This is a genomic window from Bacteroides sp. AM16-13, assembly GCF_003602705.1.
GTDB lineage: Bacteria > Bacteroidota > Bacteroidia > Bacteroidales > Bacteroidaceae > Bacteroides > Bacteroides xylanisolvens.
Window position 1 is genome coordinate 115893 of record NZ_QTLK01000022.1, and the last position, 9801, is coordinate 125693.

The window sequence follows — 9801 nt, forward strand, 5'->3', positions numbered from 1 at the left end:
TGTTAGATGATAAAGTTAACGCAATCCTCTTGCTTGTAAAGCGGAGATTAATACTTCCGGTGCATCTGTCTGTATCATACGTACTTTAGGATAAATCTGAAGAAGTTCATCCAGATAAGTCGTATTTATATCATATTCAGGTATTAATCCGGATAATACATGAAGCATATTGACTGTAGGAATCATTCCCTCACTGACAGCAGTTCCTATGGGAGTACTTTGTCCGCCAGGAGCATAAGAATATTGCACGAAGTAATTACCCGGAAGCCCTACCAAAGGTTTGTAAGCGTTTTGTGCCCATGTGTACACGTGTGCCTTTTTAGAAATAGCCAGCACTTCTTCTGCTTTCTGGCTACTGTTACAATAGAAAAAGACTTGTTCCATCATATCCAGTTCCTTGACAATATTCATCACCTCTTGGGTAGAGGCTGTGCGTGGAGAATAATCCAGATTGAAATATATTTTTCCACGCCCTGCTTTCAGAAACTCTTCCAATGTGGGCATCTTCTCATCGGTCACTCTTCCATTCCGGTCCAACAGATTATATTGCTGAATTTCAGCATAAGTCATTTTCGTAATATCTCCTGTGCCGTTAGTCGTAGCATTGATTGTCTGGTCATGACACACCACGACTACTCCATCGCTTGTGAGATGAGTGTCACATTCAATCACATCCGCTCCTGCATTGATGGCAGCTTCTACAGCAGATACCGAATTTTCGGGAATAGTCTTGTCTGTTGTATGAGAGCGATGCGTCATAGCCCATACCATTTTGTTATCTGCATCCCTGAATTGCTTCATGGCTTCTGTCAGTGCCAATAAGTCGTAAATACGAATCCTTTTCTGTACTGCATGCTCACCCGCTGTCACTAACATCGTGTAGTCACCACTTTGTGTATAAGCATGAGTGATAGGCGTAGCCGCTTTCCCTTCCTTGACCGTTCCGTCACCAAAGTCAACAGTAACGTCAGTATTACTATCGATATTGTTAAACACCACTTCCACTACCTCTTTCAACATAGCACGGGTGCTCGTTTGTAGATAAGGATTCTTTTTTACGGGATCATCATCTGCACATGCTATAAAACTAATTCCGCATAAAACAATCAAACTGTATGCATATTTTATAGCCAGTAGTTTTAAGATTCTTCTCTTTATAAGAAGAAAAGACAATAGATTTTCATTTCTCATTGCGCGTTTTACATTAGTTGATTTATTTAATAGATTACGTTGCAAACATAAGTAATACGCACTAAAAAAAAGGAAAAAAAATATTCAATAAAAGATGAGAATTTTTCTTTTTGTGGAGAAAAAGACCATTTGAATAAGAAAAGAAAGAAACGGGCTCTTTTTGAACAAAACGGGCGTATTGCAAAAAATACGCCCCATATTTTCATTTGCGTTCAAGAGTACCTGACGGTTTACGAAGCGGGAATCCTTCTTTCTGCGGAATTCCTAAAACAGGGATTCCTTCCTTATCCCACTCTATTTTCTGCATACGCGGCGTCCGGCTATCCAAAACAAGCATATCATACAAGCTCTTGCGGGCGTGATAAAGCATATACCATTCCTTGCCGTCAGGTGAAGGAATAAAACAGATACTACCGGGACCATATACATGATTTTCCGGTGCTTGCTTAAACACAGGCTCCGGTACCTTTTTCCAAGAAGCCGGATTCAGCAGATCGCTGTCAGTATCGGCAGTCAGCAGTCCTACACAGTAGTAAGGAGTCCAATTACCACTTGCCGAATAATAAATCAATAACTTATCTTTCTTCAAAGAATAGAAGAATTGCGGTGCTTCATTGACACGAATCGGATAGGCAGTTTTATTACCATCTATACTGATCCACTGGCATTCCCATTCATATTCTGGTTCGGAAATCAAAATACGGTCAGAAGCCAGTGTCCATGGGTTTTCCATTTCGGCAATATAAATACATTGATTTTCCTGATAAACTCTACGTTTTTGCCATCCACACCAGATTAAATAACGCTTTCCTCCATGTTCAAAAGTACTGGCATGAATTGCCCAATTATTACCTTCATCAGTTGATATTCTTCCCTTCATGACAAATTCCCCTTTCATCGGATCAGCAGACTCATTCTCAAGCACATAAATCTGACGATTATCAATATTTCCATCATCCGCACAACAATAAATATACCATTTATTATTAATGTAATGTATTTCAGGTCCCCAAAGATGAAATGCGTTTGACGAATTTTGAGGTACCCACACATCTTTCTGGGATGCTTCCGCCAACCGGGTTATATCATCTGTTGCCCATAAAGTGATACGGTCGCTCATACTTTGGGTATAATAATATATTCCGTTATGGAATACCGCCCATGGGTCTCCTCCTCTTGACAAAAGCGGATTCGTATAAACAGATACGGAATCGAAGTCTACCCGCTCATGTGTTTTTTTATTCTGACCAGATGAGCAACCCATTAAAAGAATAAGGAGAAAATACAATAAAATTCGCATAGTAATACTTATAATATATATAACATAATAGCCTGTTAAATGACTAATTAAGAAATTAAAGACAGCTACAACGAAAATGGGGCGGCAATATATAACAAAAGTGTTGAACCTGCAAACAAAGAAAGTGAAAAAACAAATCAAACCAGCCCTTTACAAGCAGTAATATATGAAATAATTATTTTTCCGGCAATTTGGTTGATTTTCGCTATTTATTGGCAAATAATCAACCTTTATTTCATTGATTTTTCATCATTTTTGTGACATAACTTTAATATTTATAGACATGAATTCCAAAATAGTATTCTTTTTCATGATTATGTGTTGCTGTTCAGTGACCTTATTTTCTCAAAAAAATACAGGCAAAAAACAAACAAGCACTAATCCGGTTTTTGACGGTTGGTATGCAGATCCCGAAGGAGTCGTTTTCGGTGATAAATACTGGATTTATCCGACTTATTCAGCTCCTTTCGAACAACAATTGTACATGGATGCCTTTTCCTCCCCGGATTTGATACACTGGAAGAAACATCCGAAAGTCCTTTCTGTCGAAAATATCAGCTGGTTGAGGAATGCTTTATGGGCACCTGCCGTGATAGAAGCAAATGGGAAATATTATTTTTATTTTGGAGCAAACAATATATATCATGAGAATGAAGTGGGAGGTATAGGTGTGGCTGTAGCCGATCGTCCGGAAGGTCCTTTCAAGGATGCGCTCGGAAAGCCGCTGATTGGCAAGATCGTGAACGGAGCGCAACCTATTGACCAGTTTGTTTTCAAGGACGATGACGGTCAGTATTATATGTATTACGGTGGTTGGGGACATTGCAATATGGTGAAGATGGGACCTGATCTAATCAGTATCGTACCTTTTGAAGACGGAACGACTTATAAAGAAGTGACTCCGGAAAATTATATAGAAGGACCTTTTATGCTTAAACACAATGGCAAATATTATTTCATGTGGTCAGAAGGCGACTGGACAGGACCCGATTATTGTGTAGCGTATGCCATTGCGGATTCGCCTTTTGGTCCGTTCAAAAGAGTTGGGAAGATTCTGGAGCAGGACACTAAAATAGCTAATGGCGCCGGACATCATTCCATTATCAAAGGTCCGGGAAAGGATGAATGGTATATTGTCTACCATCGCCGTCCTTTGGGTGAAACCGATGGGAACTACCGCATTACTTGCATTGACCGAATGTATTTTAATACAAACGGTACTATCAAACCTGTAAAAATGACTTCCGGCGGAATAAAAGCCAGACCATTGCGCTAACCTGTTATTTATTATAGCGATGAAACTTAAAATAATATCCATGAAGAAATTCTTGTTGGTTTTAGCTTTATTGTTTTCATTGGCATCCTTTTCCCAGTCTCCGGTCGATAAGTCTTTTCCTCCGGAAGAGTTGTTTGCTTTGGGTTCTTATTATTACCCCGAGCAATGGGATTCCTCCCAATGGGAACGTGATCTGAAAAGAATGGCGGAGATAGGAATCAAGTTCACCTATTTTGCAGAGTTCGCCTGGGCCATGATGGAGCCGGAAGAAGGAAAGTATGATTTTGAGTGGCTGGACCGTGCCGTCTCTCCGGTGACCGGACATAATCATTGATCGGCAGTGCACGCCTCGAACCTGCAGGAGTAGTGGTATGGAAAGAAAAATCAGACAACAAATATAAATAACCCAATAACAAGAAAAATGAAGATAAGAAATCTTATATCTTGCGCCCTTTTCGGGCTTATTCTTTTTGCCTGCTCACCTTCTGGGGAAGGAGAAGATAGGGAAATGGACCGTTTTATTACCGACTTAATGGACCGGATGACTCTCCGTGAGAAACTCGGACAACTGAACCTGCCTTCGGGCGGTGATCTCGTGACAGGTTCGGTGATGAACGGTGAACTTAGCGATATGATTCGCAAACAGGAAATAGGCGGCTTCTTCAATGTCAAGGGCATTCAGAAAATCAATGTCCTACAGCACCTTGCGGTAGAAGAAAGCCGATTGAAAATACCTCTACTTGTAGGTGCAGACGTTATCCACGGCTACGAAACTATTTTCCCGATCCCATTGGCACTTTCCTGTAGTTGGGATACGCTGGCCGTCGAACGTATGGCACGTATCTCCGCTATTGAGGCCAGCGCAGACGGTATTAACTGGACATTCAGCCCGATGGTCGATATTTGTCGTGACGCCCGTTGGGGACGTATCGCAGAAGGAAGTGGAGAAGATCCTTACCTGGGTTCTTTAATGGCAAAAGCGTATGTGCGTGGTTATCAGGGAAACAATATGCAAGGCAACGATGAGATTCTTGCCTGTGTGAAACATTTCGCACTTTATGGGGCGTCCGAATCGGGACGTGATTACAATACAGTGGATATGAGCCGACTACGTATGTATAACGAATATCTGGCTCCTTATAAAGCTGCCGTTGACGCCGGTGCAGGCAGTGTCATGAGCTCTTTTAATATCGTTGACGGTATTCCCGCCACAGCCAACAAATGGTTACTGACCGACCTGCTCCGGAATGAATGGGGCTTCGGAGGACTATTGGTAACAGATTACAATTCGATAGCCGAAATGTCCTCCCATGGTGTCGCCCCTCTGAAGGAAGCCTCCATTCGCGCTTTACAGGCAGGAACGGATATGGATATGGTTTCATGCGGGTTTCTCAATACATTGGAGGAATCCCTGAAAGAAAAGAAGATAACGGAAAAGCAGATTAATACGGCTTGTCGCCGTGTATTGGAAGCCAAATATAAACTGGGACTGTTCTCCAATCCGTATAAATATTGCGATGCCCTGCGTGCCAAAGAAAAACTTTATACGCCTGAACACCGTTCTGCAGCACGTGCGATTGCGGCTGAAACATTTGTTCTATTAAAGAATAACAACAAGCTGCTTCCACTTGAGCAAAAAGGCAGGATTGCCCTGATCGGTCCGATGGCGGACGCACGTAATAATATGTGCGGTATGTGGAGCATGACATGTACACCGTCCCGCCACAGAACATTGTTGGAAGGAATCCGTGCGGCAGCGGGTGACAAGGCTGAAATTCTATATGCAAAAGGCAGCAACATATATTATGATACGGAAACAGAAAAAGCTGCTACGGGTATTCGCCCGCTGGAACGTAGAGATAACCGACAACTGTTGGACGAGGCTTTACGCGTGGCTTCCCGTTCAGACGTCATTGTTGCCGCTTTGGGTGAATGTGCGGAAATGAGCGGTGAATCGGCTTCACGCACCGGCCTCGAGATACCCGATACACAACAAGATTTATTGAAGGCTTTAGTGAAAACGGGCAAACCTGTCGTACTTCTTCTGTTCACAGGACGTCCTCTGGTCTTGAATTGGGAGGATGCGAATGTTCATTCCATATTGAATGTCTGGTTTGGCGGTAGCGAAACAGGAGACGCGGTTGCCGATGTATTGTTTGGCAAAGTCACTCCAAGCGGCAAACTGACAACTACCTTCCCACGTTCAGTGGGACAGCTGCCGCTATTCTACAATCATTTGAATACAGGTCGTCCTGATCCCGACAATCATGTGTTCAACCGTTATGCCGGCAATTATCTGGATGAGAGTAATGAACCTCTGTATCCGTTTGGATATGGTTTGAGTTATACGGACTTTGTTTATGGTGGATTGCAAATTAGCTCGGAAACCTTGCCTAAGAATGGTGAGTTGACTGTATCTGTCACTGTAACCAACAAAGGAAACTATGATGGTTATGAAACGGTACAACTGTACCTTCGTGATATTTACGCGGAGGTCGCCCGTCCAATGAAAGAGTTGAAAGGTTTTGAACGCATTTTCCTGAAAAGCGGGGAAAGTCGTGATGTTAAGTTTGTTATTACGAAAGATGACTTGAAATTCTATAATTCCGAATTACACTATGTTTACGAACCCGGAGAATTTGATGTTATGGTAGGGCCGAACTCCCGTGATGTACAAACTAAAAGTTTCCAAGCAGAATAAAGTAACACCTGATAAAAGTTGTATTGTAGGGAGTACTTATTATAATCGCACGAGCTTGCACTCATGACATAGTACAAGCCGAAGATATTGTTGCCGACACTATGATTTTGTTATGAGGAAAGTTCTGCAACTCGGAAGAAATCAGCGCGACGTTACCTTTAAATGAAATCAAGGTGTACCTTCTACTTTAATGAACAGATTAAATTATTCACTATTTAAAATAAAAAAAGATATGCATTATTTAAGAACACTGACTTATTTATGGAGTTTACTTACTCTTCTTTTAATGGTTGCTATCACAACAATCTGCTCCTGTGTCTCTACACCCCAAAGAAGCGGACAGTTGAAAGAACAAGATGAATATGATGTGGCAGCTTATATTTGGCCGTCGTGTCACAATGATCCGATGGGACGCGACACACTGTGGAGTGAAGGTACAGGCGAATGGGAAATTATCAAAAAAGGTAATCCCCGTTTCGAAGGACACTATCAGCCAAAGGTTCCTTTGTGGGGATACGAAATGGACGATGACACGCAGGTGATGGAGAAATGGATTGACGTGGCAACCGCTCACGGCATCAATACGTTTATCTTCGATTGGTACTGGTTCAACGGACAGCCTTTTTTAGAAAGCACCGTAAACAATGGATTTCTGAAAGCCAAGAATAATAAAAAAATGAAGTTTTACCTGATGTGGGCCAACCATAACGTGGCACACAACTATTGGAATGTACACCGTTACAAGGACAACAACTCGCGTCTGTGGACCGGTGTGGTAGACTGGGCCAACTTTAAAATCATTGTAGAACGAGTGATACGCCAATACTTTCACAAGCCCAACTATTACAAGATAGACAATTGTCCGGTATTTTCCATATTTGGTTTTCATGAACTGTTGGAAAGTTTCGGTAATGCAGACGGTGTGAAGAAGGCTATGGATTATTTCCGTAGCGAAGTGAAAAAGGCAGGATTCCCTGATTTGCACTTGCAACTCATCGGTGACGGGTCTCCCACCGACAAGTTTATAGAACTTGTTGTAAAGGCAGAAGTAAACAGTGTGACAAAATACAATTGGGGATGACCATACGAAGAAGATTATCTGGCATGGGGTACAAAAGCCATGCAACGTCGCGATCAATGGACAGCGAAACTGGATTCATTGGGTGTGCCATTCTTCCCAAATGCATCAATAGGATGGGATGACACCCCGCGTTTCCCGAATAAAACAGCCAAAGAAGTGGTTCATTACAATGACTCGCCAGAAAGTTTTGCAGCTTTCTTGCAGAAGACGAAAGAATATGTAGACCAACGCCCCGACCGCCCCAAACTGATTACAATCAACTCGTGGAATGAATGGGTGGAAGGAAGTTATCTCTTGCCCGATATGAAGCATGGTTATGGTTACTTGAATGCCGTAAAACGGGTAATGAATGGTGAATATGATTACAAGCCCTAAAAATGCGAATTACTAAATAATGGAAAAATTGATGCTGTATAAAAAATGTCAGATAATAGTACTCATTCCTATTTTTCTATTCCATGTTGTCACATCATCTGCTCAACAACGTGATAGCCATGTACGGGAGTATCTTTCTCCGATACGCATTGTTTGGCAACAGGAGAGTCAACTAATACAAGGAGCAGAATATTTACTCCGATCAGGGCATGGACAAGCAAATCTTGTGAATAATGAACTCTGTAAACTTTCGAGTACCGGGCAGCAACATCCTGCTATTCTTTTCGATTTCGGAAAGGAATTGCAAGGCGGCTTACAAATTGTCACCGGTATGCCAGCCTCACATGCTCCTGTTACTATTCGTGTTCGCTTAGGAGAGTCGGTAAGCGAAGCTATGTGTGACATAGACGAAGTGAATGGAGCGACAAACGATCATGCTATGCGTGATTTTGTTATTAGTGTACCTTGGCTTGGGGTCTTGGAAGTCGGGAATTCCGGTTTCCGGTTTGCCCGGATTGACCTTTTGGACGATTCTGCAGAATTGCACCTCAAAGAGATACGGGCTATTTCTATTTTTCAAGATATCCCTTACAAAGGTTCGTTCCGATGTAATGACGAACGCTTGAATCAGATATGGCAAACTGGAGCTTATACGGTGCATTTGAATATGCAAGATTATATCTGGGATGGGATAAAACGTGACCGCTTGGTTTGGATTAGAGACTTGCATCCCGAAGTGATGACAGTCAATACGGTTTTTGGGTATAATGAAGTGATCCCCAAAAGCCTCGACTTGATCCGTGACTCTACACCACTTCCCCAATGGATGACAATGTGTACGTATTCTCTTTGGTGGATATTGATTCAGAGAGACTGGTATCTTTATCAAGGCAACTTGGATTATTTGAAAGAACAAAAAGGCCATCTATGTGACTTGTTGCAACTTATAATGACGAGAATTGGAGAAGACGGACTTGAAAAATTCAATGATAATGAAGGTCGCTTTCTTGATTGGCCTTCATGTGAGAATCCACTTTATACAAAAAGTTTCCATTAGTAAACATAGAAAACACGTAATTTGCTATTATGATAATTATTAACAAAAGAAATCTGTTTTTCCTAATTTCCGTCTGGCTGTTGTCTACACTTCTGTCAGCGCAGAATGTCACCATATCTACTCCCCAGACACAGTTGCTCCTCTCGGTACCAAACGGCGGTACACCGGAACAACTGTATTACGGCTCACGCACCTCCGATGCGGATATCCGAAGCATTTGTGAAACAGCATGCAGAAGAAATGCTTATCCCGTCTATGGAATGGGGTATCCATGCGAAACGGCATTGTCTGTCCGCCATGCCGACGGCAACCTGACACTTCAAATGGCAGTCATAGGCGTAAAAGAAACACGCCTTACAAAAGAAAATGCCACTTTGACGGTGATAGAACTGAAAGACAAAGTGTATCCTTTCTTCGTCAACATCTGCTACAAAGCATGGCAGGATGCGGATGTCATCGAGACATGGACTGAAATCCGTCACGAAGAGAAGAAGCCTGTCCAACTTCAGCAGTTTGCTTCTGCCTACTTGCCTGTCCGCCGCGGCAATGTCTGGCTGTCACATCTTTCCGGTGCCTGGGCAAACGAAGGACAACTCTGCCAGGAAGCGTTGCAACCGGGTATGAAAGTCATCAAAAACACGGACGGGGTACGCAACTCCCAATCGGCACATGCAGAAGTGATGTTCTCGCTCGACGGCAAACCGCAGGAGAACACGGGACGCGTCATCGGCGCAGCGCTTTGCTACAGCGGCAACTACAAACTGCGTATTGACACGCAAGAAGACGACTGGCACCATTTCCTCGCCGGCATCAACGAAGA

5 protein-coding genes and 3 pseudogenes are annotated in these 9801 nt (G+C 42.6%); 6 read left to right on the forward strand and 2 right to left on the reverse strand.

The window, feature by feature from the left end; genetic code table 11:
* Positions 1-15: 15 nt before the first annotated feature.
* Both DW173_RS17415 and DW173_RS17420 read right to left on the reverse strand, forming a co-directional pair.
* Entirely contained in the window at positions 16-1191 is a 1176-nt protein-coding gene (locus DW173_RS17415; protein ID WP_120144870.1) for a glycerophosphodiester phosphodiesterase family protein, read from the reverse strand.
* 202 nt (positions 1192-1393) lie between these two features.
* Positions 1394-2491: a family 43 glycosylhydrolase gene (locus tag DW173_RS17420; protein WP_120144871.1), complete on the reverse strand. Its 1098-nt coding sequence runs from the start codon at positions 2489-2491 to the stop codon at positions 1394-1396.
* A 283-nt stretch (positions 2492-2774) separates the two neighbouring features.
* Here DW173_RS17420 and DW173_RS17425 point away from each other — a divergent pair, with 283 nt between their 5' ends.
* From DW173_RS17425 to DW173_RS17450, 6 genes and pseudogenes are all read left to right on the forward strand, one after another.
* The gene (locus DW173_RS17425) at positions 2775-3767 is read left to right on the forward strand and encodes a glycoside hydrolase family 43 protein (RefSeq protein ID WP_120144872.1); all 993 of its coding nucleotides are present in this window, start codon (positions 2775-2777) and stop codon (positions 3765-3767) included.
* A gap of 40 nt (positions 3768-3807) precedes the next feature.
* Positions 3808-4077 (forward strand): annotated as a pseudogene (locus tag DW173_RS17430) (beta-galactosidase); the annotation flags it as partial.
* Between the two features lie 111 nt (positions 4078-4188).
* Entirely contained in the window at positions 4189-6468 is a 2280-nt protein-coding gene (gene bglX / locus DW173_RS17435) for a beta-glucosidase BglX (RefSeq protein ID WP_120144873.1), read from the forward strand.
* Positions 6469-6700: 232 nt separating this feature from the next.
* A pseudogene (locus DW173_RS17440) lies at positions 6701-7924 on the forward strand (glycoside hydrolase family 99-like domain-containing protein).
* Between the two features lie 19 nt (positions 7925-7943).
* A pseudogene (locus DW173_RS17445) lies at positions 7944-8954 on the forward strand (glycoside hydrolase family 78); the annotation flags it as partial.
* Positions 8955-9010: 56 nt separating this feature from the next.
* Positions 9011-9801, forward strand: a 791-nt coding sequence (locus DW173_RS17450) for a glycoside hydrolase family 36 N-terminal domain-containing protein (RefSeq protein WP_305000436.1), incomplete at its 3' end; no start/stop codon positions are given.

Bases quoted from the DNA above. Each gene is read 5' to 3' on its own strand.
- DW173_RS17415 (WP_120144870.1), bottom strand. From the start codon at position 1,191: ATGAGAAATGAAAATCTATTGTCTTTTCTTCTTATAAAGAGAAGAATC.
- DW173_RS17420 (WP_120144871.1), bottom strand. From the start codon at position 2,491: ATGCGAATTTTATTGTATTTTCTCCTTATTCTTTTAATGGGTTGCTCA.
- DW173_RS17425 (WP_120144872.1), top strand. From the start codon at position 2,775: ATGAATTCCAAAATAGTATTCTTTTTCATGATTATGTGTTGCTGTTCA.
- bglX (WP_120144873.1), top strand. From the start codon at position 4,189: ATGAAGATAAGAAATCTTATATCTTGCGCCCTTTTCGGGCTTATTCTT.